Here is a 667-nt window from a genome sequence, read left to right as displayed (position 1 = left end):
TGGATGAGGGGATGTTAGACGCACAGGCTTGTATGGTGCGTTTTCTAAACCTATGTGCCTCAGAACCAGAAATCTCCAAAGTGCCAATCATGGTCGACTCTTCCAAATGGGAAGTGATCGAAGCGGGTCTGAAATGCATTCAAGGTAAAGGTATTGTGAACTCTATCTCTTTGAAGGAAGGCAAAGAGAAATTTGTTGAGCAAGCTAAACTGATCCGTCGTTATGGCGCAGCTGTGATCGTCATGGCATTCGATGAGGTTGGTCAGGCAGAAACACGCGCGCGCAAGCTAGAAATCTGTACAAATGCTTATCGTATTTTGGTAGACGAAGTTGGCTTCCCGCCAGAAGACATTATTTTTGACCCGAACATTGTTGCCGTAGCAACGGGTATTGATGAGCACAACAACTATGCTGTTGATTTCATTGAAGCTGTAGCGGACATCAAGCGCGATTTGCCACACGCGATGATTTCCGGTGGCGTGTCGAACGTGTCTTTCTCCTTCCGCGGTAATAACTACGTTCGTGAAGCTATCCATGCTGTGTTCCTCTATCACTGTTTTAAAAATGGTATGGATATGGGGATCGTAAACGCGGGTCAACTTGAGATTTATGACAACGTTCCGGAAAAACTACGAGAAGCGGTAGAAGACGTTGTGCTTAACCGTCG

Annotated in this window: 1 protein-coding gene; it reads left to right on the top strand. The window is 46.2% G+C overall.

Translation table 11 applies throughout. The annotated features are described in order from the left end of the window. A partial coding sequence (locus R7Z49_RS25420) for a dihydropteroate synthase (RefSeq protein ID WP_318112446.1) occupies positions 1-667 on the top strand: 667 nt, incomplete at both ends.

Origin of the sequence: Vibrio sp. 1562, assembly GCF_033340155.1 — a bacterium.
Taxonomy (GTDB): domain Bacteria; phylum Pseudomonadota; class Gammaproteobacteria; order Enterobacterales; family Vibrionaceae; genus Vibrio; species Vibrio alginolyticus.
Note: the sequence above shows the minus strand (reverse complement) of the source record. Positions and strands in the feature narration are given on the sequence as shown.